General features: G+C 72.0%; 21 protein-coding genes and 1 pseudogene. 10 read left to right on the forward strand and 12 right to left on the reverse strand.

Annotation, left to right across the window (positions count from 1 at the left end):
• Positions 1 to 37: 37 nt before the first annotated feature.
• The 5 genes from AW274_RS07955 to AW274_RS07975 are packed head-to-tail and all read right to left on the reverse strand — an operon-like array spanning position 38 to position 3756.
• Positions 38 to 760 carry a dienelactone hydrolase family protein gene (locus AW274_RS07955; RefSeq protein WP_062430436.1) on the reverse strand — a complete coding sequence of 241 codons (723 nt, stop codon included), beginning with the start codon at positions 758 to 760 and terminating at the stop codon, positions 38 to 40.
• 12 nt (positions 761 to 772) lie between these two features.
• On the reverse strand, positions 773 to 1327 hold the full coding sequence (locus tag AW274_RS07960) for a TetR/AcrR family transcriptional regulator (RefSeq protein WP_062430437.1): 555 nt from the start codon (positions 1325 to 1327) through the stop codon (positions 773 to 775).
• Positions 1320 to 2141: an alpha/beta fold hydrolase gene (locus AW274_RS07965; RefSeq protein WP_062430438.1), complete on the reverse strand. Its 822-nt coding sequence runs from the start codon at positions 2139 to 2141 to the stop codon at positions 1320 to 1322. The genes AW274_RS07960 and AW274_RS07965 overlap by 8 nt, the downstream gene beginning before the upstream one ends.
• Positions 2142 to 2182: 41 nt before the next feature.
• On the reverse strand, positions 2183 to 3373 hold the full coding sequence (locus tag AW274_RS07970) for an RNA polymerase sigma factor (protein ID WP_062430439.1): 1191 nt from the start codon (positions 3371 to 3373) through the stop codon (positions 2183 to 2185).
• The gene (locus AW274_RS07975; RefSeq protein ID WP_062430440.1) at positions 3370 to 3756 is read right to left on the reverse strand and encodes a YciI family protein; all 387 of its coding nucleotides are present in this window, start codon (positions 3754 to 3756) and stop codon (positions 3370 to 3372) included. The genes AW274_RS07970 and AW274_RS07975 overlap by 4 nt, the downstream gene beginning before the upstream one ends.
• A gap of 81 nt (positions 3757 to 3837) precedes the next feature.
• On the opposite strand from AW274_RS07975, the gene AW274_RS07980 reads away from it, so the two are divergent.
• Both AW274_RS07980 and AW274_RS07985 read left to right on the forward strand, forming a co-directional pair.
• Positions 3838 to 4584, forward strand: coding sequence for an MBL fold metallo-hydrolase (locus tag AW274_RS07980; protein WP_062430441.1), 747 nt, complete (start codon positions 3838 to 3840; stop codon positions 4582 to 4584).
• Positions 4585 to 4617: 33 nt separating this feature from the next.
• Positions 4618 to 5646 (forward strand): NAD-dependent epimerase/dehydratase family protein, encoded by a 1029-nt coding sequence (locus AW274_RS07985; protein WP_062430442.1) that lies wholly within the window; start codon positions 4618 to 4620, stop codon positions 5644 to 5646.
• Between the two features lie 4 nt (positions 5647 to 5650).
• Here the strand turns inward: AW274_RS07985 and AW274_RS07990 are convergent, their stop codons facing one another.
• Complete coding sequence (locus tag AW274_RS07990; RefSeq protein ID WP_062430443.1) at positions 5651 to 7096, reverse strand: MDR family MFS transporter; 1446 nt, start codon at positions 7094 to 7096, stop codon at positions 5651 to 5653.
• 51 nt (positions 7097 to 7147) lie between these two features.
• Between AW274_RS07990 and AW274_RS07995 the strand changes: the two genes are divergently transcribed.
• A complete protein-coding gene (locus AW274_RS07995; RefSeq protein ID WP_083973932.1) occupies positions 7148 to 7735 on the forward strand; it encodes an acyl-CoA-like ligand-binding transcription factor in 588 nt (195 codons plus the stop codon).
• A 173-nt stretch (positions 7736 to 7908) separates the two neighbouring features.
• Here AW274_RS07995 and AW274_RS43135 read toward each other — a convergent pair.
• Positions 7909 to 7974 (reverse strand): annotated as a pseudogene (locus AW274_RS43135) (hypothetical protein); the annotation flags it as partial.
• Positions 7975 to 8218: 244 nt separating this feature from the next.
• On the opposite strand from AW274_RS43135, the gene AW274_RS08000 reads away from it, so the two are divergent.
• From AW274_RS08000 to AW274_RS08015, 4 genes are read left to right on the forward strand one after another with little or no spacing between them, the layout of a single operon-like run.
• Positions 8219 to 9676 carry a class I adenylate-forming enzyme family protein gene (locus tag AW274_RS08000; protein ID WP_062430445.1) on the forward strand — a complete coding sequence of 486 codons (1458 nt, stop codon included), beginning with the start codon at positions 8219 to 8221 and terminating at the stop codon, positions 9674 to 9676.
• The gene (locus AW274_RS08005) at positions 9673 to 14586 is read left to right on the forward strand and encodes an AMP-binding protein (RefSeq protein ID WP_062430446.1); all 4914 of its coding nucleotides are present in this window, start codon (positions 9673 to 9675) and stop codon (positions 14584 to 14586) included. Before AW274_RS08000 ends, AW274_RS08005 begins: the two co-directional genes overlap by 4 nt.
• Positions 14583 to 14819: an acyl carrier protein gene (locus tag AW274_RS08010; RefSeq protein ID WP_062430447.1), complete on the forward strand. Its 237-nt coding sequence runs from the start codon at positions 14583 to 14585 to the stop codon at positions 14817 to 14819. Before AW274_RS08005 ends, AW274_RS08010 begins: the two co-directional genes overlap by 4 nt.
• On the forward strand, positions 14816 to 16081 hold the full coding sequence (locus AW274_RS08015) for a condensation domain-containing protein (RefSeq protein ID WP_062430448.1): 1266 nt from the start codon (positions 14816 to 14818) through the stop codon (positions 16079 to 16081). Before AW274_RS08010 ends, AW274_RS08015 begins: the two co-directional genes overlap by 4 nt.
• On the opposite strand, the gene AW274_RS08020 is transcribed toward AW274_RS08015, so the two are convergent.
• Genes AW274_RS08020 through AW274_RS08035 form a run of 4 tightly spaced genes read right to left on the reverse strand, consistent with a single transcriptional unit; the run spans position 16078 to position 19676 of the window.
• Positions 16078 to 16647, reverse strand: coding sequence for a carboxymuconolactone decarboxylase family protein (locus AW274_RS08020; RefSeq protein WP_062430449.1), 570 nt, complete (start codon positions 16645 to 16647; stop codon positions 16078 to 16080). The genes AW274_RS08015 and AW274_RS08020 overlap by 4 nt on opposite strands.
• On the reverse strand, positions 16647 to 17438 hold the full coding sequence (locus tag AW274_RS08025; protein ID WP_062430450.1) for a class I SAM-dependent methyltransferase: 792 nt from the start codon (positions 17436 to 17438) through the stop codon (positions 16647 to 16649). The genes AW274_RS08020 and AW274_RS08025 overlap by 1 nt, the downstream gene beginning before the upstream one ends.
• 12 nt (positions 17439 to 17450) lie before the next feature.
• A complete protein-coding gene (locus AW274_RS08030; protein WP_062430451.1) occupies positions 17451 to 19244 on the reverse strand; it encodes an AfsR/SARP family transcriptional regulator in 1794 nt (597 codons plus the stop codon).
• A gap of 45 nt (positions 19245 to 19289) precedes the next feature.
• Complete coding sequence (locus AW274_RS08035; RefSeq protein ID WP_062430452.1) at positions 19290 to 19676, reverse strand: rhodanese-like domain-containing protein; 387 nt, start codon at positions 19674 to 19676, stop codon at positions 19290 to 19292.
• A 101-nt stretch (positions 19677 to 19777) separates the two neighbouring features.
• Here AW274_RS08035 and AW274_RS08040 point away from each other — a divergent pair, with 101 nt between their 5' ends.
• The 3 genes from AW274_RS08040 to AW274_RS08045 all read left to right on the forward strand — a co-directional run bounded on the left by AW274_RS08040 (position 19778) and on the right by AW274_RS08045 (position 22948).
• Positions 19778 to 21700 carry a WD40 repeat domain-containing serine/threonine protein kinase gene (locus AW274_RS08040; protein ID WP_157519890.1) on the forward strand — a complete coding sequence of 641 codons (1923 nt, stop codon included), beginning with the start codon at positions 19778 to 19780 and terminating at the stop codon, positions 21698 to 21700.
• Between the two features lie 120 nt (positions 21701 to 21820).
• On the forward strand, positions 21821 to 22327 hold the full coding sequence (locus tag AW274_RS39010) for an excisionase family DNA-binding protein (protein ID WP_083973934.1): 507 nt from the start codon (positions 21821 to 21823) through the stop codon (positions 22325 to 22327).
• A gap of 33 nt (positions 22328 to 22360) precedes the next feature.
• The gene (locus tag AW274_RS08045) at positions 22361 to 22948 is read left to right on the forward strand and encodes a PIN domain-containing protein (RefSeq protein ID WP_063813175.1); all 588 of its coding nucleotides are present in this window, start codon (positions 22361 to 22363) and stop codon (positions 22946 to 22948) included.
• Positions 22949 to 23051: 103 nt separating this feature from the next.
• Here the strand turns inward: AW274_RS08045 and AW274_RS08050 are convergent, their stop codons facing one another.
• Positions 23052 to 24185, reverse strand: coding sequence for an acyl-CoA dehydrogenase family protein (locus AW274_RS08050; RefSeq protein ID WP_062430454.1), 1134 nt, complete (start codon positions 24183 to 24185; stop codon positions 23052 to 23054).
• Positions 24186 to 24898: the final 713 nt, after the last annotated feature.

Raw genomic sequence — 24898 nt, forward strand, 5'->3', positions numbered from 1 at the left:
GCGAGCGGCCACGATGACACTCTCAGTGACAGTTCTCTTACTGGGAGTGAACCGCCGTGAAGTCCATGATCTGGCGCCACGCGTCGTCGCAGGCCTCGGCCCATTCGGCGAACGAACGGTCGAAGAACGAGTGGGGGGCGCCGTCATAAATGACAGACCTGTTGGGTGTGCCGGCGGCGTCGAGGGCGGCGGTGAAGCCGTCGAACTCCTCCGGGGTGGACGCCGTGTCGGCGCCGCCGCGCAGCAGCAGGATCGGGGCGCCGGGCGTGGCCGGCACCTCGCCGATGCGGCGGATCGCCCCGTAGAAGCCGATCGCGCCCGCCAGACCGCTGCCGTGGGCGCCCAGCCGCCACGAGTGGGAGCCGCCGAAGCAGAAGCCCACGGTGAAGACCGGCGCGGGCAGCTCGGCCCGGGCGGCGGCGACGTCCATGCCGACCTGCTCCGGGGTGACCTGGGCGATGTGGGGCTGCCAGTCGAAGTCTTCGCCCCGATCATCGGTTTCGGCCGTGCGGCCGAAATAGTCGATCGCGATGGTGCGGAAACCCGCTTCGGCGAACCGGACGGCCAGGTCCTGGTAGTAGGGGTGGAGGCCGCGGATGTCCGGCAGGATGATCACCGAACGGCCGTTGGGCTCGGCGGGTTCGGCCCGGTAGGCCAGGAAGCGGGTGCCGTCTTCGCTGGTCAGCGTGGTCTGCTCATGAGAGGCGACCGCCCCCGCCACCGGCGGCGCGGGTGGCCTGCTGTCGGTGCTGTGACACATGGGGCGATCTTGTCACACGGGTTCGGGCAGGCCCGAGATCACCATCCCGATCAGCCGGTGGTAACTCTCGTCGATGGCGTACGGGAGACCGAAACCGCCGACCGCCTCGATGGTGACGAACCCGTGGATGGCGGCGCGCAGCGCGCGGGTGACGTGGATGGCCTGTTCGCCTTCGAGGCCGTACGACCGCAGCGTGGCCAGGCTGATGTCGATGAGCTTCTGGCCGGCCTTCGACAACTCCGGCGAGGCGGTCTGGATCATGGCGGCGTAGCGGCCGGGGTGGTCTTTCACGTAGCCGCGCCAGGCGTCGGCGTAGGCGCGCAGGGCGTCTTCGCCCGACCGGCCGGCGACGGCGGCGAAGGCGCGGTCGGCCAGTTCGCCCATCACCCTGATCGACACGAGCTCGGTGAGCTCGGCCAGGTTGCGCACGTGCTTGTAGAGAGAGGGCGTGGCGACCCCGGCACGGGCCGCGACCGCCGACAGGGTGACGGCGGCCGGGCCGTGCTCGTCGACGATCGCCATGGCGAGGTCGACGACGATCTCGGGCGTCAGGCCCGCCCTAGCCACGCGTGTGCTCCGCGAGGAACGGCAGCATGACGTCGGCGACCTGGTTCGGGAACTGGGCGTGGGGGTAGTGGCCGGCGCCCGGGATCATCGCGACGGTCGCCGACCGCGCGGTCGCGGCGATGCCCTCGGCCTCGGCGCGGGGGTCGCCCCAGTCGGGGTCGCGGTCGCCCATCACGACCAGCGCGGGGGCCTTCAGCCGGGGCAGCTTCTCGCCCGCGTCGACCGGCGGGTTCATGCCCATCTTCGCCACGACGTCCATGTGCAGCGTGGTCTCCAGCTCACTGAGGTAGGCCTGCCAGTCGGCGGGCTTGACGCCCGGGTAGGCGTGGTCGAGGTACTTCTTCCACAACTTCACGCTGCGCAGGGCCGCGGTTCCCATCAGCAGCATCATGCCGCGCCGGTGGTGGCCGTCGCGCAGCAGGGCGCCGAAGTCGATCTTCTGCGCCCGGGTGAACGGCCCGACCAGCACGACGGCGCTGACCAGGTCGGGCGCGTCGACGGCCGCGATCGTCGCCGACCCGCCGGCGAACGAGTGGCCCACGACGACGGCCGGGCCGCCGAGCTCTCTGATCAGCGCGACGACGTCGTTCGCGGTGTCGGTACGCGTGTAGGAGGCCCACTTCGCGGACGAGTCGCCGTGCCCGCGCAGGTCGACCGAGGCGACCCGGTAACCGGCCGCGACCAGCTTCGGCGCGAGGAACCGGAAGGCCCTGCGGCCGTCGCCCATGCCGTGGACCAGGACGACCAGGGGGCCGTCGCCGTCGATCTCGTAGGCGATCCGGCCGCCCTCGCGCTCCAAGTAGCTAATGCTCATAGCTCAAAAGCTAATAGCTTTAGCTTCAGTCGTCAAGGCCTCTACCGACATCGCCGGGCTCTGGTCTGGAGGTAGCGCTGGCGCGGCAGGCTCGTCGACGCCTCGGCGGCCTCCAGGTAGGCCGCCCGCGCCGCCGTCAGGTCGCCCGTCAGCTCCAGCAGGTGGGCCCGTACGCCGAGCACCCGGTGGTCGACCGGGCGGATCTCCGACAGCGCCGCCAGACCGGCGGCCGGGCCCTCGGTCATGGCCAGGGCGACCACCCGGTTCAGGGCCACCACCGGGGTGGGGGTCATCTCGTAGAGGGCGTCGTACAGGGCCCTGATCTGGGGCCAGTCGGTGTCGGCGGGGGCCGGGGCCTCGTCGTGGAGGGCGGCGACGGCGGCCTGGAGCTGGTAGGGGCCCGGTTCGCCGCGCGGGAGGGCCTCCTCCAGCAGGGCGACGCCTTCGGCGATCTGGGCCGGGTCCCACAGGGAGCGGTCCTGCTCGTCCATGGGGATCAGAGCGCCGCCGGGGCCGGTGCGGGCGGCGCGGCGGGCGTCGGTCAGCAGCATCAGCGCCAGCAGGCCCGCGACCTCGCCGTCGTGCGGCAGGGTGCGGCGGAGCATGCGGGTCAGCCTGATCGCCTCGCGAGCCAGTTCGACCCGCTGCAACTCGGGGCCCGAGGTGGTCGCGTAGCCCTCGTTGAAGATCAGGTAGAGGACGTGCAGGACCACGCCCAGGCGGTCGGCGCGGTCGCGGGGCAGGCCGAAGGGCTGGCCGCTCTCCTTGATAGTCCGCTTGGCGCGGGTGATGCGCCGGGTCATGGTCGCCTCGGGGACCAGGAAGGCGCGGGCGATCTCGGCCGTGGTCAGGCCGCCGACGGCGCGCAGGGTCAGCGCGATCTGCGACGCCGGCGACAACGACGGGTGGCAGCACATGAACAGCAGCACCAGGGTGTCGTCTCCGGTGGCGGGCGGGTCGGCCGGGACGGGGGTCCAGCGGGCCACCGCCTCCTCGCGCTCCCGGCGGGCCCGCTGGCTGCGCAGCAGGTCGGTCAGGCGGCGGGCGGCGACGGTGATCAGCCACGCCTTCGGGTCGTCGGGCTCCCCCTCGGCCGGCCACTGGATGGCGGCGGCCAGCAGCGCCTCCTGGACGGCGTCCTCGGCCGTGTCGAAGTGGCCGTAGCGGCGCACCAGCGCGGCGAGGACCCGCGGCGCGTGCTCGCGCAGCAGGTCCTCCACGTCACGACTCATTCGAACATGTCGTCGAAGTGTTCCATGATCGGCCGCACGTCGACGTACTGCCCCTCGCCCTCCTGGCCGGGCGTGCGGGCCAGCTGGGCGGCGATCTCGGTGGCGCGGTCGAAGCCGGCGCACTCGACGATCGTGTAGCCGACCAGCACCTCCTGGGTCTCCGGGTAGGGGCCGTCGGTGACGACCGGGACCCCGCCCTGCAACGAGATCCGGCGCGTGTGGACGGGCGCCGACAGGCCCTTGGCGTCGACGAACTCGCCCGACTCGACCAGGTCGTTGTTCCACTTCTCCATGAACGCGTGCATCTCGGCCACTTCGGGGCCGCCGGTCGCCATGGCGTCGAAGTCACGCTGTGAGCCGTACAGCATGATCATGTATTTCATGATCCGATCTCCCTTCGCTCACCTGATACGTCGGAGCCGGGGACTCCCGCCGGACATGCCCGGAACGCCAAAATACGGGGCATGACGGAGGTTGCATTCACCCATGTCGGCGGCCCGACGTTACTCATCGAGTTCGAGGGTCTCCGGTTGCTGACCGATCCGACCTTCGACGCGCCCGGCCGGAGGTACAACTTCGGCTTCGGCACCTCGTCGACCAAGGTCGCCGGACCGGCGCTCACGCCCGACGAGATCGGGCCGGTCGACGCGGTGCTGCTCACCCACGACCACCACGACGACAACCTCGACGCCGCCGGACGCGCCTTCCTGAAGGACGTCCCGCTGGTGATCACCACCCACTCGGGGGCGACCCGGATCGGCGGCACGGGCCTGCGTCCCGGCGAGAGCACCCGCCTGAACGACGTCAAGATCACCGCCACCCCCTGCCGCCACGGGCCGCCGCTGAGCCACCCCATCGTCGGCGACGTCATCGGGTTCGCCCTCGAATGGCCCGGCCAGACCCACGGCCCGTTGTGGATCACGGGAGACACCGTCCTGTACGCCCCCCTCCGGCAGACCGCCCGCACGCTGAAGCCCGGCACGGTCGTCTTCCACCTGGGCGGCGTGCGGTTCCCGATCACCGGCCCGCTGCGCTACACGATGACGGGCCGCGACGCGGTGACCCTGCTCGGCGACATGGCGCCGGCCAACGTCTTCGCCGTCCACTGGGAGGGCTGGTCGCACTTCCGGGACGGCCGGGAGGGCATCGTCCAGGCTCAGTTGCCCTTGACCTGGTTCCCCATGGGCGAGGGCCTGACGGCCCAGGTCTAGTTTCGGGTGCATACCCTGGGGCATTCGCCCGATATGCGAGTAATCGTGGTAGGTGCGACCGGAAACGTCGGCACGAGTGTCCTCGCGGCTCTGGAAGCGGATCCCGAGGTCACCTCGATCGTGGGGGTGGCCCGTCGGCTGCCCGGGGCGATGGGAGGCAAGACCGTCTTCCGGGCGGCGGACATCTCCACCGACGACCTGGTGGAGATCTTCGCCGGGGCCGACGTGGTGATCCACCTCGCCTGGCTCTTCCAGCCCATGCGCAACCCGATCCTGACCTGGCGCAACAACGTCATCGGCGGCATCCGCGTCTTCAACGCCGTCGCCGAGGCGGGCGTGCCCGCGCTGGTGTACGCCTCCTCCGTCGGCGCCTACTCGCCCGGCGGCCTGGTCGACGAGACCTGGCCCACCCACGGCTGGCCCGGGGCGCCCTACGGCCGCGAGAAGGCCTACCTGGAGCGGGTCCTGGACGTCTTCGAGCGCGACCACTCCGACGTCCGGGTGGTGCGGATGCGCCCCGGGTTCATCTTCAAGCGCGAGGCCGCCACCCAGCAGCGGCGGCTCTTCGTCGGCCCGCTCGCGCCCCGGCCGGGCCGGATCCCGCTGGTCCCCGACATCCCGGGGCTCAAGCTGCAGATCCTGCACACCGACGACGCGGCCCAGGCCTACCGCCTGGCGGCGACCAAGCCGGTGCGCGGCGCGTTCAACATCGCCAGCGAGCCGGTGCTCGACATGCCCATGGTGGCCGAACTGCTCGACGCCCGGCTGGTGCCGGTGCCCGCCGGGCTGGCCCGCATCGCGGTCTCGGCGGCCTGGCGGCTGCGGCTGATCCCGACCATGCCCGGCATGCTGGACATCGCCCTGCACATCCCGGTCATGGACACCTCGCGGGCCCGCGAGGAGCTCGGCTGGACGCCTGCGCACGACTCCCAGGAGGCGATCCTCGCCTTCCTGAAGGGCCTGCGCGAGGGCGCGGGAATGGACACGGCCCCGCTCAAGCCCGAGACGGGCCTGGAGGGACGCGCCCGCGAGATGGCGACGGGCATCGGCAGCCGCCCCTGAGCGGTCAGCTCACCCCGGCGGGGACGGGAGCGTCCTCCTTCTCCACGGTCTCGCGCAGCGGGGCCGGGCGGAAGAACAACGTCGCGACCACGCCCAGGGCGGCGATGGCGGCCGAGACCAGGAAGATGTGGCCGGTCGCGTCGGCGAACGCCACCGGGAGCGGGCTCTTCACCGCGTTCTCGGCGACCTGGTCGGCCAGGATTGCGCCGAGGACCGAGACGCCGATGGTGCCGCCGAGGGAGCGGAAGAAGGTGATCGCGCCGCTGGCGGCGCCCAGGTCGTGCAGGGCCACGGTGTTCTGCAGGGCCAGCACCAGGTTCTGCATCGACATGCCGACCCCGGCGCCGACCAGGACCATCGCCGGGATGATCCACCAGATCGAGGTGGTGTGGTCGATCCGGGAGAGGCCGAGGAAGCCGACGGTGAGGATGACCGAGCCCGAGATGATCCACGGGCGGACCCGGCCGGTGCGGGAGATGATCTGGCCCGAGATCGCCGAGGAGAGCAGCACGCCGGCCATCATCGGGATCGTCATCAGCCCGGCCTCGGTGGGCGTGAAGCCCCGGCCGACCTGGTAGTACTGCCCGAGGAAGACGGCGCCGCCGAACATCGCCATGCCGACCGCGAGGCTGGCGAGGATGGCCAGGGCCGGCGTGCGCTGCTTGATGACGTGCAGCGGGACGACGGGGTCCTTGACCCGCGACTCCACGTAGGTGGCCAGGCCGAGCAGCACGAGCGAGCCGCCGACCATGACGGCGCTCTGCCAGGAGATCCAGTCGAAGGAGTTGCCGACGAAGGTGATCCAGACGAGCAGCACGCTGACGCCGGCCGCGATGAGGCCCGCCCCGGCGTAGTCGACCTTCACGTCGCGGCGCACGGTCTCGACCTTGAGGGTCTTGAACAGCAGCGCCCACGCGACCAGGCAGAACGGCGCGGCGATCCAGAAGCACCAGCGCCAGCCGAGCCACGAGGTGTCGGCGATGACGCCGCCCAGCAGCGGGCCGCCGACGGTCGCCACGGCCATCACGCCGCCGAGGTAGCCGTTGTACTTGCCGCGCTCCTTCGGCGGGATCATCGCCGCGATGATCACCTGGACGAGCACCTGCAGCGCCCCCATGCCGAGGCCCTGGACGGCCCGGAAGGCGATCAGCTGCCCGGTGTCCTGGGCGAACCCGCAGGCCAGCGAGCCGATGAGGAACAGGCCGACGGCGACCTGGAGAAGGGTCTTCTTGTTGTAGAGGTCGGCGAGGCGGCCCCAGATCGGGGTCGTCGCGGTCGCGGTCAGCAGAGAGGCGGTGACGACCCAGGTGTACTGCGACTGGGTGCCCTTCAGCGCGGTGATGATCTGCGGCAGCGCGACCGAGACGATCGTGCTGGAGATCATCGCGACGAACAGCACGAGCAGGAGGCCGCTGAGCGCCTCCAGGACTTGCCGAGAATTTTTGCTCACGAGGCAACTTTACCCATTGCGCAAATTTGTGCGGACAGTAGGGTGCCTGCTGTGGGACTGAGAGAGCGGAAGAAGGCCGAGACCAGGCAGGCGGTCCACGAGGCCGCGCTGCGGCTGACCGTCGAGCTGGGCTTCGACGCGGTGACCGTCGAGGCCGTCGCCGACGCCGCCAACATCTCCCGGCGCACGTTCTCCAACTACTTCGCCGGCAAGGAGGACGCCGTCCTCTACGGCGAGGAGCAGCGCATCCAGGACCTCGTCGAGGGCATCCGCCGCCGCCCGGCCGGCGAACGCGCCTGGCCCGCGCTCTGCCGCGCCTCCGCCGAGCTCTACGCGGCCCAGGGCAAGGAGGCCGACCGCGAGTGGGCGATGCGCACCCGGCTGGCCCGCCGCCACCCGGCCCTGCTCGCCCGCCAGCTCGCCAACCAGGCCCTGCTCGAAACCGAGATCGCCGTCGAGGTCGCCGCCCGCGAGGGCCTGGCCGACCACACGCTCCGCCCGCGCGTGATGGCGGCGGCCTTCCTGGCGGCGCTGCGCGTCGCCATCGCCGTCTGGCTCGACGAGCGCGAGTCGCGCCCGCTGGGCGAGGTGCTCCAGGCCAGCCTCGCCGAGATGGGCGAGGACTTCACCGGGAGCTGACGGCTACCTCGAGCACGCCGTCGAGGTCGGTCAGCTCCAGGGCCAGGCCGGAGATCGACCCTCCGCCCTGCAGCACCATCCGGATCGTGATCGTTCCGGGGCCCGAGCACGTCGGCGAAGCCGTACTTCGATACGATCATGAAGAGCGCCGCGCCCAGGCCGACCAGCGTGTGGGTGCGCAAGCCGGCCCCGTGCTGGCGGCGTTCGCGCTCCAGGCCGATCGCGGCCGACAACACCATCGCCAGTGCCAGTTCGCCGATCTGGACCCAGCCCTGCCCCTCCAGTTCCACCTCGCGGACATACCCCGGCAGTGTGAAAGTTTCGGCGTAACGGCTCAAACATTTCTCTGTCGTTTCCCGCTGGCGTTGCCTATTCTGCCGATACGAGAAATTTCAGTGCTTGTCCTGCCTGGGCAAGTTGTCACTTTCCGTGCCCCCTGACCGGGTTCATGGTGGCTCGAAATGTTTCGAAACGGTGGTAGCCGTGCGGGTTGACCGACACCTCACGCTTCCCGACCTGCTCGCCCGCCGGGCCGCCGAGCAGGCCGAGAAGACGGCGATCGTCGTCGCCGACGTCGGCGAGATCACGTTCGGCGACTGGGACCGCCGGGCCGACGCGACCGCCCGGTCCCTCGTGGAGCGCGGCCTCTCGCCCGGCGACCGCGTGGCGCTCGTCTTCGGGGAGCGCGACTGGATCGACTACGCCGTCGCCTGGTGCGGGGTGCTGCGCGCGGGCGGCGTGGCGGTGCCGCTCTCGGAGCGGTCGGCCCCGGCCGAACTCGAACACGCGATGGCCGACTGTGGGGTCGTACAGACGATCTCGAAGGACACCGCGGCCGAGCTGGCCGCCAACGACACCGCCCCCATGCGACGGTGCCTCGGGCCCGAGAAGCTGGCCCAGATCATCTACACCGCCGGCACGACCGGCCGGGCCAAGGGCGTCGGCGCGACCCACGCCAACCTGGCCTTCGGCGTCGATCCGCGCCATCGCAAGCTCGCCCATTCGCGGCACTTCCTGCACGCCTTCCCGATCGGCACCAACGCCGGGCAGACCATGCTGGTCAACGCGCTCGACGCCCGCCCGGCGGCGCTGACGACCCCGATGTTCACGCCGGGGCGCTTCGCCCGGCTCATCGAGCTCCACCAGGTGGGCACCGTGTTCGTGGTCCCGGCGCACGCCATCCAGCTGCTCAACGCGGGCGTGCACGAACGGCACGACTTCGGCTCGGTCAGGCTGCTCGGCTCGACGGCCGCGAGCCTGCCGCCGAGCGTGGCGGCCGGGATGGCCAGGGCGTTCCCGAAGGCGACGATCGTCAACTACTACACGTCGACCGAGGCCGCGCCCGCGCAGACGGTGATGATCTTCGACCCGAACCGGCCCGGCTCGGCCGGCCGCCCCGCGCAGGGCGCCGAGCTGCGGATCCAGTCGCCCGACGGCGATCCGGTGAAGCCCGGGGAGACCGGCGAGGTCTGGTTGCGCTCGCCCGCCGGGACCCGCGTCTACTACGGCGACCCGGAGGCCACCGACCGGGTGTTCCGCGACGGCTGGGTGCGCATGGGCGACCTCGGCTACCTCGACGACGACGGCTACCTCTACCTGGTCGACCGGGAGAGCGACGTCGTCGAGTCGGGCGCGCACAAGGTGTCGACGCTCCAGGTCGAGGCGGCGCTGCACGAGCACCCGGCGGTCGCCGAGGCGGCCGTCGCCGGGTTGCCGCACCCGGTGCTCGGCCAGGTGACCGGCGCGGCCGTGGTGACCCGCGCCCCGGTGACCCCCGCCGAACTGCGCGCCTTCCTGCTCGACCGGCTCGCGCCGCACGAACTGCCCGGCAGGCTCGTGTTCGTGGCCGAGTTGCCCAAGAACCACCTCGGCAAGGTGGTGAAACCCCGCCTGCTCGACCTGATCGGGCCGGCCCGCACGCCCACCGGACGGACATCATGAAGCGGGCCCCCGGCCACTTACCGGTCGCGATCTGGTTCGACGGCGACCTCGACGTGCCCGCCCTGTTCGCGGCCTGCACCGCCGTGGCGGCCCGGCACCGGGTGCTGTCGGCGCTGGTGACCGAGTCGGGCGAGCTCGTCGACGGGCCCGCTCCGGCGGTGTCGGTCGCCGCCGGGGCGACGCCGGACATCGTCGCCGCCGAGATCGCGCGCCCCTTCGACCTCGACCACGGGCCGCTCGCCCGCTTCACGCTCGCCCCCGCGGGCGAGGGCCGGCACCTGCTGCTCTTCGTGGCCCACCGGCTGGTGTTCGACGAACTCTCCAAGGACGTGCTCGTCCGCGACCTGGCCCGCCATTACGACGACCCCCGGACGTCATGGGAGCCGGTGGAGTTCGAGCCGCCGGCCGCGACGCCGCTCGACGTCGAGGCGGCCGGATACACGCTGCCCGGTCAGCGCCGGTCGGCCCGGTTGGGCCCGGGGGAACGGGTCGAGGGCGACGACGCCGTGCTCGCGTCGGCCGCCGCCGTCGCGGCGGCGGCCGGGGTGACGACGTTCGAGGCGCTGCTGGCCGGCGTGCACGCCCTGCTGTTCCGGTACGGCGTCGAGACCCCCGCCGTCCTGGTCGACGTCACCACCCGGGGACCGCACACCCGCGACCACATCGGCCCCTACGTCAACGAGGTGCCGGTCGTCACCCGGCCGCACGACCCGCTGTCCTTCCACGACTTCACGCGGGAGGTGCGGGCCCAGGTCCGCGGCCTCGACCGCACGGCCCGGCCGGCCCGGCCGCCGTCGATCCCCGTCTCGCTGAGCTACCGCCGGGCGGGCGCGCCGCCCGAGTTCCGCGGCCTCGGCGTCACGGTCGACCACACGGTGTCGGCCGAAGGCGTACGCGGCCCGCTGCACCTCCAGGTCGTCGACGGGCTCGGCAGCTGGTCGCGGTTCGACCCCGAGGCGCTCGACCGGGAGACGGTGGTCCGGTTCCGCGACGCGCTCGGCACGCTCCTCGCGCACGCCGCCGCCGAGCCGGAGGTCACCGTCGGGGAGCTCGACGTCATCCCCGCCGCAGACCGGGAGAAACTGCTCGTCACCTGGAACGACACCCGGGTCGCCCACCCGCCGGTCACCCTGCCCGAGCTGTTCGCGGCCCAGGTGCGCACCACCCCCCACGCGGTCGCGGTCTGGTACGACGACCGCACGCTCACCTACGCCGAACTCGACATGGCCGCCGGGCGGCTGGCCGGACGGCTGCGCCGGCTCGGCGTCGGCCCCGGCGACCTGGTGGCGGTCCGGATCCCGCGCTCCGACGACCTGCTGATCGCGCTGCTGGCCGTGGTGCGGACGGGGGCGGCGTACCTGCCGCTGGATCCCTGCCACCCGGCCGAGCGCCTCGACGCGATCGTGGACGACGCGCAGCCGAAGCTGGTGCTGACCGACGCGCGTGCCGACGACCACGAGGGCTACCTGCGGCTGATCGCCCCCGACGACCTCGCCTACGTGAGCTACGCCTCGACCGGGCAGCCGGCGGGCGTCGAGGTCACCCACGGGAACCTGGCGAACCTGTTGTCGTCGATGCGGGACCTGCTGGGGCCGGGCCCCGCCGACCGATGGCTCGCCCTCACCTCCCCGGCGGCCGACGCCGCCGCGCTGGAGCTCTTCCTGCCGCTGATCACCGGCGGCCGGGTGGTCATCGCGGGGGCGGGGGCCCTTCGCCGGCCGGAGGCTCTCGTCGCGCTCGCCAAGGCGCAGGACGTCACGTTCGTCCAGGCCACGCCATCGGTGTGGCGGCTGCTGCTGCCGAGCGGCCTCACCGGCGCGACGGCGCTGAGCGGCGGTGAGGCGCTGCCCGCGCGCGAACTCAGGCGGCGTTTCGGCCGGGTGGTCAACGTCTACGGCTCGGCCGAGACGACGATCTGGAGCACCTTCTCCGAGGACGACTCCATCGGGCGGCCCATCGCCAACACCGTCGTCCGGCTGCTCGACGAGCGGTCGCGGCTGGTGCCGATCGGCGTGCCGGGCGAATTGTGCGTCGGCGGCGCGGGCCTGGCCGACGGCTATCGGTGGCGGCCCGCGCTGACCACCGAGCGGTTCGTGCCCGACCCGTTCGGCGCGCCGGGCGACCGGCTCTACCGGACCGGCGACCTGGCCCGTCACCGCGAGGACGGCACCCTCGAACGGACCGGGGTCGTGCCGCCGCTGACGCCCGCGCAGCAGCGGTTGTGGTTCCTGCACCGGTTCGATCCGGCCGATCCGTCGTACCACCTGCACCTCGCGCTCCGATTACGCGGGCCCCTCGACCGCGACCGGCTCCAGGCGGCGGTCGACGGGGTGGCGGCCCGGCACGAGAGCCTGCGGACGTCCTTCCACGAGGGCCCGGAGGCGCGGGTGCGCCCGCCCGGGCCGGTGCCGATCGAGTCGTCGCGTGACGTCGAGACGGTCGCCGAGCGCGTCGACGCCCCGTTCGACCTGACCGAACCGCCCTTCCGGGTGGTGCTGGCCGAACTCGGCCCCGACGACCACGTGCTCTGCTTCGTGGTCCACCAGATCGTCGCCGACGAGTGGTCGCTCGGGGTGCTGCGCGCCGACCTGTTCGCCCTCTACGGCGACGAAGAGCCACCTGACCTGGCTCTTCGCTTCGCCGACGCGGCGGCGTGGCGGCCCGGCCCGTCGGTCGACTACTGGCGGGCGCACCTCGGCGGGGCGGCCCCGACGGAACTGCCCGCCGACCTGCCCGGGGACGGGCCGCCGGTCGGGGCCCGGCACCGGTTTTACGTACCGGAGAACGTCGTCGCCGGGCTCGAACGGCTCGACGCGCCGCTGTCCACCGTGCTGGCCGCCGCCTACCAGGTGTTCCTGGCCCGGCACTCGGGACAGCAGGACATCGTCGTCGGTACGCCCCGGCCCGCCCGCGACCACGCCGAGTTCGAGCCGATCATCGGCTGCCTCACCGACCTGCTGCTCCTGCGCGCCGACCTGACCGGCGATCCGACGTTCACCGGCCACCTGGCGGCGACCGCCGAGACCGCGCTGGCGGCGCGGGCCCACGGCGCGGTGCCGCTGGAGGAGGTCGGCGGCGACCTGCTCCAGACGACGGTGCTGCTGCACGACCGGCCGCACGACCCGGCGGAGCGGGTCGGCGACCTGCGGGTGGAGCCGTTCGACGTCGGCTGCCGGCCGGCCGGGACCGGCCTCGCACTGGAGGCGTGGCGGCAGGACGACGGCCTGCTCGCCGTCTTCGGCTACGACACGACCCGGTTCCGGGCCGAGACGGTCGGCGAACTCGCCCGGCGCTTCGGCCTGTTCTTGGACGGCATCGCGGCCGACCCTTCGACGCCGATCTCGAAGTTGCCGCTGGCGGCCGAAGACCCGATCACCGCCGAACCGGGGCAGGCCGAGCCTTTCTCGTTCACGCCCGGCCCGGCGACCGCGCTGGTCTGCGGCGACGAGGAGATCAGCTACGCCGAGCTCGACCGGCGCAGCGCTGAACTGGCCGGGGCGCTGCCGCGCGGCGGCGTCGTCGGGGTCTGTCTCGACCGGTCGGTCGAGGCGGTCGTGGCGCTGCTGGCCGTGTGGCGGGCGGGGGCGGCGTACCTGCCGATGGACCCCGGCCACCCGGGCGAGTGGCTCGCCCACCTGGCCGGGCACGCCGACGTGGTGATCACCGACCGGCCCGGACGGCTCCCCGAGGTCACCCGGGTCATCACGCCCGACGCCGTCGGCGATCCGGTCCCCTGGCCGGAGCTCGCGCCCGGCGACCCGGCCTACGTGATCTTCACCTCCGGGTCGTCCGGGGCGCCCAAGTGCGTGCTCACCGAGCACGGCGCGGTGGGCGCGCGGATCCGGTGGATGCGGGAGCACTACGGGCTGACCCCGGCCGACCGCGTCGGGCAGTCGGCCTCGCTCGGCTCCGAGGCCCACGTCGCCGAGATCTTCCCCGCGCTGTCGGCCGGGGCGACGGTCGTGTTGTCGCCTGACCTGCCGGTCACCGTGCTCCATCTGCCCACGGCCCGCTTCCACCGGCTCGTCGACGACGCCGCCGCCTGGCCGGAGAGCCTCCGGCTGGTGGTCGTCGGCGGTGCACAGGTGAACGCCGCCGCGGTGACCCGGTTCGGCGGCCGGGCCCGGCTGGTGAACGTCTACGGCCCGGCCGAGGCCACGGTGGTCGCCACGGCGGCCGACCTGGTGCCCGACGGCTCGCGGCCGCCGATCGGCCGTCCGGTCGCCGGGACCCTCGCCCGGGTGCTCGGGCCGTGGGGCGAGCCGGTGCCGCCGGGGTCGCCCGGCGAGCTGTACCTGGGCGGGATCGGGCTGGCGCGGGGTTACGTCCACGACCGGCCGGGGTTCACGCACGTGGACGGCGAGCGCCTCTTCCGTACCGGCGACCGGGTCAGGCGGCGGCCCGACGGGCAGCTGGAGTTCCTCGGCCGGTTCGACGACCCGGCCGGGCTGCGGGGCGTCCGGATCGAGGCCGCGCTCGACCGGCCCGCCGTGGTGACCGTCAGGGACGGCCGCCTGGTCGCCTACGTCACCGGCCCGGCCGAAATGACGCAGCCGGGCCCGGACGTCTGGGTGGGCGTCGAGACGCTGCCGCTGACCCTCGGCGGCCGGGTCGACCTGGCCGCCCTGCCCGACCCGCCGCCCGTGGTCGCGGCCGAGTTCGTCCGGCCCCGCACCGACGCCGAGACGCTGGTCGCCGACGTGTGGGCCGACCTGCTCGGGCTGCCGGAGGTGGGGGCCCTCGACGACTTCTTCGCACTCGGCGGACACTCGTTGCTGGCGCTGCGGGTGACCTCGCGACTGCGGGAGGCGCTGGAGTTGGACGTACCGATAAGAACGGTCTTCGAACGGCCGACCGTGGCCGGACTCGCACTGGCCGTCGAGGAACTGCTTGATCTGGAGATGGCATGACCGAAGAGCTCAGGGTCCGGCTGGCGGGCATGATCGCGGACGCCTCCAACGGCGTGATCAGCCCCGATGAGGTGCTGTCCGGACGGCACACGCTGTCGGCCCTCGGATTGACCTCGCTGGCCAGGATCAGCCTCATCGACACGATCGAGGACGTCTTCGGCCTGGAGATCGACCTCAGCGGCGACCTGTCGTCGTTCGAGGACGTCGACACCCTCGTCGCGGCGCTCAAATGAAGATCGAGTTCGTCGGCGCCACAGCGGGGGAGGCGCCGATGACGTGGGGGCAGCGGCTCATGTGGCGGGCCGTGCACCTCATGGGCGCCAGCCAGAACTACCTGAACTGCCCCTTCGTCTTCCCCGTCTACGGCCGTCGCGAGTTGTCCTTCGTGCTCGACGCCCTGCGGGTGCTGATCGAACGGCACGAGGCCCTGCGGACCACCTTCTCCGACGCCGGGCAGCGGGTCAGCCGCAGCGGCGTGCTGGAGATCGAGCTCGTCGAGGCGGGGGCCGAGCGCGGGCTCAGGGTGGCCGAGCGGGTGGCCACCGAGATGGCGCACGCCGTCTTCGACCACGGCTCCGAATGGCCGCTGCGCTGCACGGTCGTACTGAAGGACGGCCGCCCGTTCGCGCTGGCCTGCGTCTTCACCCACCTGGCGGTCGACTACGCCGCCCTCGCGCTGCTGGCCGAGGAGTGGAAGGCGCTGCTGCGCGGGGCCGTGCTGCCGCCGGTGGCGTGGCAGCCCCGCGACCAGGCCGGGCTGGAGTCGTCCGACCGCTGGCAGGCCCGGTCGGCGCGGTCGATCGCCTACTGGCGCGACGTGCTGCGCGACACCCCGCTCGACGTGTTCGACCATCCGCCGAGCGAGCCGGAGAACCCGCGGTTCATCGAGGTCACCATGGACTCGCCGGCGCTGGCGGTGGCCGCCACCCGGTTGTCGAACCGGCTCACGGTCAGCTCGACCAGCGTGATCCTGGCCGCCTGCTCCGAGGCGCTGGCCCAGGTCAGCGCGCGGTCGCGGGTGGTCATGCAGCTCGTGCACAACAACCGCCGCGACGCCAGGACCCGGGAGATGGTCGGCACGGTCGGCCAGGACGCCCTGATCGTCCTCGACCCTCCCGGGCCCGACTTCGCCGAGTTCTGCCGCAACACCCACCGCGCCGCCCTGCAGGCCTACCGCAACGCCCACTACGACCCGGCCGCGATGACCGTGATGCGCGAGCAGGCCGGCGGCCACGACCTCGACGCCTTCTTCAACGACCGGAGGGCCGCCCCCGGCTGGCCGGCCCTCCCGCCCGACACCGACCTTTCGGTGGCGAACACCCGGACGTACACGGAGAAGGCCTGGCCGGGGGTGCGGTTCAAGGTGTTCTTCACGGTCGGCGCCGACCCGGGCACCGGCCTGCTGAGCCTCATCGCCGACACCGCCTACCTCCCCCGGGCCACGGCGGAGTCGATGTTGCGCGGCGTCGAGGCCCGGCTGGTCGGGGCGGTCTAGTCGGCGATCGGGCGGCCGAAGTCGACCGCCGCGAGGATGCCCTCGGGGGTGGCGGTCCGCAACTGCGCGTCCGGCCGCAGGCCCAGCGCGTCGTTCACGGTCGAGAAGGCGATGCGGAGCGCGACGAACGTCGTCATGTCGAAGATCTGCGCGTCGGTGAACCCGGCGTCCCGCAGTTCCTGTACGTCGTCCTCGGTCGTCGCGTGAGGCTTGCGGGTGACCTTGCGGGTCCACGCGGCGACGGCCCGCTCGGCCTCGGTCAGGCCGGCGTCGTCGCCCGTGAGCACCGAGGCCGCCGTCTCGGCGTCGGCCCAGGAGGCGAGCTTGTTGCCCCACGAGAGCGCGCAGTAGGAGTTGCCGTAGGCGACCGCGCACGCGGTCACCATGACGCCCCGCAGCCGCAGCGGGATCTCGCGGGTGACCTGGCGGGCCATGCCGAAGATGCCCTCGGCCACCTCGGGCCGGTAGCCCCAGAAGCGGGTGGCGTTCATGACGTACCCGAGCTCCTCGAGATCGACCTCGGCCTCCGCCGGGTCGGCCTCCATGTCGGCCAGGAAGCTGCTCATCACGCCTCCTTCCGGGCCAGGTAGCCGACGACGTCGATGCTCGCCCGCAGCGGCAGGCCCGACCGCAGCCGTTCTTCCGCCCCCTTGATCGCGGCGGCGGTGAACGCGTCCTCGCCGATGTTCTGGATCGCCTCGTACGCCGGCCCGGTCGACGCCAGCGCCCGCGCGTAGGTCGCCGGGTCGGCGAACTCCCACGCGAACGGCACGCTCACCCGCCGGACCCCGGTGAACCCGTACTCCGCCAGCATCTGCTCGCCCGCTCCCGGACGCCCGAGGGCGACCATGTTGCGCTGGTTGTCCACCTTCGGCTCGGTGGCCAGCCGGAACGGCGCCAGCGCCCACGCGCCCGGCGACTTCTTGATGTGCCCCCACACGGTCAGCGCGACCCGGCCGCCGGGCTTCAGCACCCGGTGGATCTCCCGCAGCGCGACCGGCGTGGTGCCCCAGACGCCGCGGAAGCTGGTCACGGCGTCGAACGACGCGTCGTCCCAGGGCAGGTCGTGCATGTCGCCGACGCGGACGTCCGCGCCGGGGTTGCGGTCGCGGGCCACCGCGACCAGCCGGGCCGAGGCGTCGATGCCCGCCCCCTGAGCGCCCCGGGCGGCGGCCAGCTCCAGCGCCAGCCCCGCGCCGCAGGCGACGTCGAGGATCCGGTCGCCGTCGCCGACGCCCAGGTGCTGGTGCATGGTGACGTATTCTCTGCAGTTCCCCGGTTCGCTGAGCGTCGCGAAGTCGACCGCGCGGCGGCCCCACCCCTCGTCGACCAGCGTCCAGGCCGTCGAATCGTACATTTCCCCTGTTTCCTATCGAAGCAGCGCGGCGAGGGCGGGATTGTCGATCCCCGCCCCGAGTGTCCGCGCGGAGGCGAGCGCCGTCGGGTCCCCGAGACGGGCGCGGTGCAGATGGGCGCGCACCACCCATTCGCGCATGTCGCAGCGGGCCGCGAGCGACCCGAGCGTGGTGACGAGCGGGCGGGCCCGCTCGGTGTCGCCGGCGTCGAGCGCGCAGGCGATCGTCGCGTCGAGCACGTTGGCGTGCACCCACTGGTAGCGGTCGGGCAGCCGGTTGCAGCTGTCGGTGGCCTGGCCGAACCAGCGCAGCGCCGCCGCGTACTCGCCCAGGTTGCGGCTGAGCAGGCCGAGCCCCCGCGCGGCGGTGCCCTCCCAGCACGGGTCTTCGACCTGGCAGGCCAGCACCCACGCCCGTTCGAGGCCGTCGGCGGCGGCCTCGACGTCGCCCATGCGCAGGTCGATCTCGGCGCGCAGCGCGGTCGGCCACGGCAGGAACGCCATCCAGCGCTGCTCCTCGGTCAGCTCCAGCGAACGCCGCAGCACCTGGTGGGCCTGGGAACGTTCGTCGCGCATCAGGTGGACGCGGCCGAGGATCGACAACGACCACGCGTGCTGCTTGTGGTGGCCGCCGCGGGCGGCCAGCTCGATCGACCGCTCCAGGTGCCCGATCGCGGCCCGGTAGTCGCCCTGGTCGGAGGTGTTCTGGCCGAGCACCCCGCAGATCGCCGCCGTCTCGGCGTCGGTCCGCGCCATCGCGGCGGCCTTGGTCAGCCACATCGTCGCGGCGGTCCGCCGGCCCGCCTTGACCTCGACGAAGCCGAGCTCCCGGTGGGCGGTCACCGCGACCGACCGGTCGCCCGCGGCCTCGGCGTGCAGGATCGCCTCGTGCAGCGCCAGCGAGCCCTCCTCGTCGCGTCCCTGCAGGGCGTGGACGAGCGCGCCGCCGAGCGCGCAGTAGGCCCGCGCCTTCAGCGCCGCGTCACCCGTCCGGGCCGCTTCGGCGACCGCCGTCCGCAGGCACTGGACGCCCGCCGCGACGGCCCCGGCCATGATCGCGGCCTGGCCCGCGTCGAGCTGGCTGACGGCGGCGGCCCGGCCGCTGAGCGGCGGCAACATCGGCGAGTCCGAGCCCACTTTGACCGCCTCCCGCAACGCCGGAGAGGTCTGCACGCCCAGCTCGCGCCGCATCAGGTCTTCGCACACGGCGACCTGCTTCAGCGCGGCGGGCCGGTCGCCGGCCATGGTGAGGCTGCGCACCAGCAGCTCGTGGTTGCCCTCGTCGAGCGGGTTGTGCTCGACCGCGCGGGCGGCGTACACGACCGCTTCTCTGGCCCGGCCGGCGGCGAGCAGCCGGGCGGCGGCCTGCCGGAGCCGGGCCTCGACCATGCCGGCGACCCGGTGGCGGGCCACCAGGAGCCAGGACTCGAACTCGAGGGAGGACGCCAGGTGCACACCCTCGAGCAGTTCTCCCCCGAGTTCGAGCAGCGGCGCCGGATCGGCGTCCTGGTCGAGCAGGACGTGCACGTCGACCGTGACGTCCTCCCCGAAGCCGGTGCGGACCGGGTCGCCCGAGAGGGCTTCCCGCAGGCCCAGCGCGCGGCGCAGTTCGGCCAGCGTCCAGCGCAGCGCGCCCAGCGGGTCGTCGGCGTCGCCGAACAGCAGCTCGGCGAGGCGCTTGCGGCTGGGCGGCCGCTCGGCCAGCAGCAGATAGGCGAGCAGGGCCCACGCCTTCCGGCCGCGCGGCGGTTTCGCCGGTCCGCCGCCTATTTCGACGGCGGGCGGCCCGAGCAGCCGGATCGACACCATGAGCCCACTCTCACATCGGTCGGGGGCGTCGGCCCAGATCCACTTTCAGTTCTCGTGAGTGGTGGGACGCCCGGCGTCCTTCCACGCCTTCAGCCCGCCGTCGAGGTGGGCGACGTCGCGGTAGCCGAGCGACTGGAGCGTGCGCGCGGCCAGCGCCGACCGACCGCCCGAGGCGCAGAACAGGATCACGGTCCCGGCCGGGTCGAACTCGGCGCGGTGGTAGGGGCTGGCCGGGTCGGCGTAGAACTCCAGCATCCCCCTGGGAGCGAGGACGGCCCCCGGGATGGTGCCCTCCTTCTCGACCTCGCCCGGCTCCCGCAGGTCGACCAGCGTGACGCCGCCGGCCTCGACCGCCTTCGCGACCTGCTCGACCGGCAGGTTGTCGATCTGCGCGCGCGCCTGGGCGATCAGATCCTTCACGGACTCGCTCATGGTTGTCCCCCTCATTGGACGTCGTCGTGTGACGAACCCCGACTATCCGGGCCCACCGTGTGAGGAGGCGTGTGCGCGTGGACCGCTCCTATCATGAGGTCGTGAACGCGGAGCCTGGCATACCGGCGTCGATCGACAGCTATCGCATCCTCCACCGCATCGGCCACGGCGGCCAGGGCGCGGTCTACCGCGCCGAAGGCCCCGACGGCGCCCCGGTCGCCCTGAAGGTCCTCCACGACGAACTGTCGAAAGACGCCGACCACCGGCGGCGGTTCCTGCGCGAGGTCGAACTGGCCCGCCGGGTCGCCCCGTTCTGCACCGCCCGCGTGCTCGACATGGGCGTCTTCGGCGACCGGCCCTACATCGTCAGCGAGTTCGTGCCCGGCACCTCCCTCCACCACGTGGTGCAGCAGGAGGGCCCCCGCACGGGCGGCGGCCTCGAACGCCTGGCCGTGGCGACCGCGACCGCGCTGGCGGCCATCCACCGGGCCGGGATCGTGCACCGCGACTTCAAGCCCAGCAACGTGCTGATGGGCCCCGAGGGCCCGGTCGTCATCGACTTCGGCATCTCCCGCGCCCTCGACCACACCGCGACGATGTCGGGCTCGATCGGCACCCCCGGCTACATGGCCCCGGAACAGATCGAGAACGGCGAGATCACCCCCGCCGCCGACGTCTTCGCGTGGGCCGCCACCATGGCCTTCGCCGCGACCGGCAGACGCGCCTTCCCCGGCACGACCGTGCCCCAGCTGATCAACGCCATCATGACCCGCGAACCCCGGCTCGACGGCGTGCCCCCGAACCTGCGCCCGCTGATCGAACAGGCCCTGAACAAGGACCCGGCGCTCCGCCCCACCGCCCCCGACCTGGTCAAGGCGCTGACGGGCGACGACTTCGCGGTCGAGACGATGCCGCTCGCGCCCCCGGTGAAGAACCGCAGACCGGCCTGGCTGGCCGGCGCCCTGGCGGTCGTGGTGGCCGGCGGCGTGCTGACCTGGCAACTGTGGCCGAAGCCCGACACCGGCACGACGGGAGAGGGCGCCCGCATGGGCACCACGCTCACCTTCGGCCAGCCGGTCGGAAACCCGGTGAACGTGCAGGAAGACGACGTCCGCAACATCGGCTACATCACCGTCGGCGGCGTACCGACGGCGGTGAGCGGCGGCGACGACAACACCGTCCGCGCCGTCGACCTCACCACCGGCACGGAGCTCCACGCCATGACGGGCCACGAGAAGTGGGTCAGAGACGTGGCCGTCGGCCTGCTCGACGGCACCGAGATCGCCGTCACCGCCGCCGACGACGGCTCCCTGCGCATCTGGGACCTGCGCAAGGGCACCCAGCTGAGCAACCCGATGCTCGGCCACGAGGGAGGGGTCAAAGGCGTCGACCTCGGGACGCTGAACGGCGACCCCATCGCGGTCAGCGGCGGCGTCGACGGCACCGTCCGCGTCTGGGACCTGCACAGCGGCGAGCAGATCGGCGACCCGATGACCGGCACCACGGGAGCCGTCTGGGCGGTCGCCCTGGCCGAGGCGAACGGCGTCCCGATCGTGGTCAGCACCGGCGACGAGGGCTGGGTCCGGGTCTGGGACCTGACCACGAGGCAGCAACTCGGCGACCCGATGACCGGCCACATCGGCTGGGCCAGATCGATCGCGATCGGCGCCCTCGACGGCAAGCCCATCGCCGTCACGGGCGGCGAGGACAAGACCGCCCGCGTCTGGGACCTGACGACCCGAACGAGCCTCGGCACCCCGCTGACGGGGCACACGAGCTGGGTGTGGGGCGTGGCCCTGGGCGAGTCAGACGGCAAGACCATCGCCGTCACCGCCAGTGAGGACAAGACCGCCCGCGTGTGGGACCTGGCGGCCGGGGCCGAAATCGGCGAGCCACTGGAGGGGCACACCGACCGGGTGTATTGCGCGGCTTTCGGCACGGTCGACGGAAAACCGGTCGCCATCACAGGCGGCCGCGACGAGTCGATCCGCCTATGGGACCTGTCGCCCCCGCTACCCGGCTGACAATACGATCTAGTGAATTCACAATCCGGGGTTCCAACAGAAATCACCAATTGCGTTTTCGATATTTTCGTTTCGGGGTAGAGTTCTGACTACGGCAACATGCGGCGAGGGAGGTCTCGGATGGGCGACACATCGTTGGCCGCCGGTGACGCCAGGACATTCCTCCCGGAGGAAGATCCTGGAAACCAGGCCGCCATAGTCGATCTGGCCGCGGAACTGCGAAGGCGACAACGCTCGGTCGCCGACCGCCCGGCCCTCCTGACCGGCCCAGACGGCTCCCCTCAACTGCCGCTGCCACCTGCGCTCTATGACGCTCTCCTGAAAGTGGCCGAGGCGCTCTCCCAAGGCCTGGCCGTGACGGTCGCGCCGCAGCACACGACGTTGTCGACCTACCAGGCCGCCGAACTGCTCGGCATTTCCCGGCCGACATTCGTCAAACTTCTCGAAAGCCGGGAAATCCCCTACCAGCGAGCGACTGACCGGCCGGGAGCACACCGCCGCGTAAAACTCCGAGATGTCCTGATTTATCAGGAAAAGCGGCGCAGTGAACAACGCCGCATCTTGGATGAACTAACTCAGGAATCCGTAGATTCGGGCACATACGACAAGCCGTCAGACGATTTCTGAGACGTTTTCCCGGAACGTACATATGCTGTCCGCGTGCCATTCTCCGCCGTCTTGGATGCATGCGTTCTGTTTCCGAACGCCCTGCGTGACACCCTTCTGCGGCTCGCGCAGGCCGGCACCTACCAGCCGTTATGGAGCGAGCGCATCCTGGCGGAGGTCCACGGCGCCCTGATTCGCAAAGGGCTGCCCGAATCGAATGTCACCCGCATGGTGTCCCTCGCCCGGCGCGCGTTCCCGGAAGCGACGGTGACTGGCTGGGAATCCCTGGAACGTTCCATGACGAACGATCCCAAAGACCGCCATGTGCTCGCCGCCGCCGTTCGCGGGCACGCCCACGCGATCGTCACCTTCAACCTGCGCGACTTTCCCCTCACCGCCTGCGAACCCTGGGACATCGAGCCGCTGCACCCCGACACGTTCCTGCTCCATGAAGTGGAGTGCGCCCGGTCCGTGATCCTCAACGTGCTGAAGGAGCAGGCCGCGGCGACCGGTAAACCGCCGCGTCCTGCGATGACCCTCGAAGACGTCCTGTCGTCACTGGAGATATGCGGGTCCCCTGCTTCGTCGCCGAGGTTCGATCCCAACTCCACCGCGACTAGCGGGCCAGGCCCGGGGCGATGACCAGGCGTTGGATCTGCTGGGTGCCCTCGAAGACGTCCTGTCGCCACTGGAGAAATGCGGTCCACCGCTCCGTCGCCGAGGTCCGATCCCAACTCCACCGCAATTAACGAGCGAGGCCCCGGGCGATGACCAGGCGCTGGATCTGGTTGGTGCCCTCGAAGATCTGCATGATCTTCGCCTCGCGCATGTACCTCTCGACCGGGAACTCGCGCGTGTAGCCGTAGCCGCCGAACACCTGGACCGCGTCGGTCGTCACCTTCATCGCCGCGTCGGTGGCGACGAGCTTGGCCACCGACGCCTGCCGCGAGAACGGCAGGCCAGCGTCCTTGCGGCGGGCCGCGTCGACGTACGTCGCCCGCGCCGAGTCGACGGCGGCGGCCATGTCGGCGAGGAGGAAACCGAGGCCCTGGTGGTCGATGATGCGCTTGCCGAAGGTGGTGCGTTCCTTCGCGTAGGCGACCGCCGCGTCGAGGGCGGCCTGAGCCAGGCCGGTCGCGCAGGCGGCGATGCCGAGGCGGCCCGAGTCGAGGGCGCTGAAGGCGATCTGGAGGCCCTGGCCCTCTGCGCCGATCAGGCGGTCGGCGGGCAGGATCGCGCCGTCCCAGTGGGCGCTGGTGGTGGGGACGGCGTGCAGGCCCATCTTCTCTTCCGGCTTGCCGAAGGTCAGGCCGTCGACCTGGCCCGGGGCGAGGAAACAGGAGATCGACTGCTCGCCCGTGCGGGCGAACAGTGCGTAGAAGTCGGCGCGGCCGCCGTGGGTGATCCACGCCTTCGCGCCGTTGATCTCGTAGCCGTCGGCGACGCGGGTCGCGCGGCAGGTCAGGGCGGCGGCGTCGGAGCCGGCCTGGGGTTCTGACAGGCTGTAGCCGCCGACGAGGTCGCCCGCGAGCATGTCGGGCAGCCAGCGTTCGATCTGTTCGGGGGTGCCGAAGGTGGCCAGCGGGTGGCACGACAACGAGTGAACGCTCACCGCCACGGCGACGGACGCCCAGCGCGCGGCGAGTTCCTCGAGCACCTGGAGGTAGACCTCGTAGGGCTGGCCGCCGCCGCCGAACTCCTCCGGGTAGGGGAGGCTCAGCAGGCCGGCCGCGCCGAGAGTGGCGAAGAGGCCCTCGGGATAGGTCTCGGCACGTTCGTGCCGGTCCACAATCGGCGACAGTTCCTTGTCGGCCACATTACGGGTGAGGTCGAGCAGGTCACGGGCCTCCGGGGTGGGGAGGAGCCGGTCGACGGCCACAGGGATCTCCTGACATCGGTCGTTGGTAACCCCGATGGTCTCAGAGCCGTGTCCACTCCTTCACGGTGGTCATCTGGTCAAGCGGGCGAGGCGGAAACGCCTGAGCCGGCATACAAGTCGGAGAGTTCGGATGGCGGGCCCCATCCAGGTGGCCGAGGAAGGTGAGCCGGTATGTGTTGCCAGGGCCACGTTCGCGGCCCGGCCACAGCGTTCTTCTCGGCCTGCAAAACGGTCGTCGCCGAACTGTTCGGGTTACGGCCCAGGCCGGTTCGACACCCATCCGGGCTCGACCTCCAGCTTGATCCGCACGTCTCCGTCAGGCCACGTAGCCGGTGACCGCGTCGGAAAGGGTGCGGTGATCTCAGCGGACCCCGATAGGGGTCAGGCCGCTGCGTCGCCTGGCCATGCGATGGCCCCTGAACAGGGCCTGCGCCGGGGCGACGCCGTATGCGTCGGTGGAATCGGGAAGAGGTGTTACTAGAAGCCATCTTCGAGCAGGGGGCTGTAGCGCGGCTCAGCCATGGCCACGCGTTCGCCCCACCCCTCGGCACCGGCCGGTCACTCGCGTGGGCGGCGAGAGGTCTCGACGCCGGACGCAGTGCGGAACGGGGCCACCGGCGGCATGGAGATGCGCCGGAGTTCGATTCCTCACGGGGAGAAAAGGTACCGCTGTGCCCCCGTTGATGGGGGCACGCCAATCGTGATCTCTTATC

The organism is Herbidospora daliensis (genome assembly GCF_001570585.1).
GTDB lineage: Bacteria > Actinomycetota > Actinomycetes > Streptosporangiales > Streptosporangiaceae > Herbidospora > Herbidospora daliensis.

Coding starts and splice junctions, on each gene's coding strand:
- AW274_RS07965 (WP_062430438.1), bottom strand. CDS start 2,141: ATGAGCATTAGCTACTTGGAGCGCGAGGGCGGCCGGATCGCCTACGAG.
- AW274_RS08030 (WP_062430451.1), bottom strand. CDS start 19,244: ATGGTGTCGATCCGGCTGCTCGGGCCGCCCGCCGTCGAAATAGGCGGC.
- AW274_RS39010 (WP_083973934.1), top strand. CDS start 21,821: ATGGGCGACACATCGTTGGCCGCCGGTGACGCCAGGACATTCCTCCCG.
- AW274_RS07980 (WP_062430441.1), top strand. CDS start 3,838: ATGACGGAGGTTGCATTCACCCATGTCGGCGGCCCGACGTTACTCATC.
- AW274_RS07985 (WP_062430442.1), top strand. CDS start 4,618: ATGCGAGTAATCGTGGTAGGTGCGACCGGAAACGTCGGCACGAGTGTC.
- AW274_RS08005 (WP_062430446.1), top strand. CDS start 9,673: ATGAAGCGGGCCCCCGGCCACTTACCGGTCGCGATCTGGTTCGACGGC.
- AW274_RS08025 (WP_062430450.1), bottom strand. CDS start 17,438: ATGTACGATTCGACGGCCTGGACGCTGGTCGACGAGGGGTGGGGCCGC.
- AW274_RS08035 (WP_062430452.1), bottom strand. CDS start 19,676: ATGAGCGAGTCCGTGAAGGATCTGATCGCCCAGGCGCGCGCGCAGATC.
- AW274_RS07955 (WP_062430436.1), bottom strand. CDS start 760: ATGTGTCACAGCACCGACAGCAGGCCACCCGCGCCGCCGGTGGCGGGG.
- AW274_RS08010 (WP_062430447.1), top strand. CDS start 14,583: ATGACCGAAGAGCTCAGGGTCCGGCTGGCGGGCATGATCGCGGACGCC.
- AW274_RS08020 (WP_062430449.1), bottom strand. CDS start 16,647: ATGAGCAGCTTCCTGGCCGACATGGAGGCCGACCCGGCGGAGGCCGAG.
- AW274_RS08015 (WP_062430448.1), top strand. CDS start 14,816: ATGAAGATCGAGTTCGTCGGCGCCACAGCGGGGGAGGCGCCGATGACG.
- AW274_RS07970 (WP_062430439.1), bottom strand. CDS start 3,373: ATGAGTCGTGACGTGGAGGACCTGCTGCGCGAGCACGCGCCGCGGGTC.
- AW274_RS07975 (WP_062430440.1), bottom strand. CDS start 3,756: ATGAAATACATGATCATGCTGTACGGCTCACAGCGTGACTTCGACGCC.